This window comes from Pseudomonas sp. K5002 (genome assembly GCF_013386655.1).
Lineage (GTDB): Bacteria > Pseudomonadota > Gammaproteobacteria > Pseudomonadales > Pseudomonadaceae > Aquipseudomonas.
In genome coordinates this window covers 1-327 of sequence record NZ_JACARK010001220.1, presented here as the reverse complement: position 1 = coordinate 327, position 327 = coordinate 1, and the positions used below count along the sequence as shown (strand labels likewise).

At 68.8% G+C, this 327-nt stretch carries 1 protein-coding gene; it reads right to left on the bottom strand.

Translation table 11 applies throughout. The features are described from left to right. Nucleotides 1-327 (bottom strand): MFS transporter (locus HX846_RS35080; RefSeq protein WP_178967242.1); only part of this gene is annotated, 327 nt, incomplete at both ends.

Below are 327 nucleotides of genomic sequence, written 5' to 3'. Positions count from 1 at the left end.
ATCAGGAAGATCCAGTGCCACGACAGCACCGTCACCAACAGCCCGCCCAACGGTGGGCCCAGCAGCGGCCCAACCAGCGCCGCCACCGTCAGGTACGACATGGCACGCAGCAGGTTTTCCCGCGCCGACCAGCGCAGCAGGATCACCTGTCCCACCGGCACCATCATCGCCCCCGAGGCACCCTGGGCCAAACGCGCCAGGGACAGTTGCAACAGCGAGCCCGAGCAGGCACAGGCCACCGACGCGAGGGTGAACAGCACGATGGCGCTGATAAACACCCGACGCGGCCCGAACCGGTCGGCCGCCCAGCCGCTGACCGGCACGAAC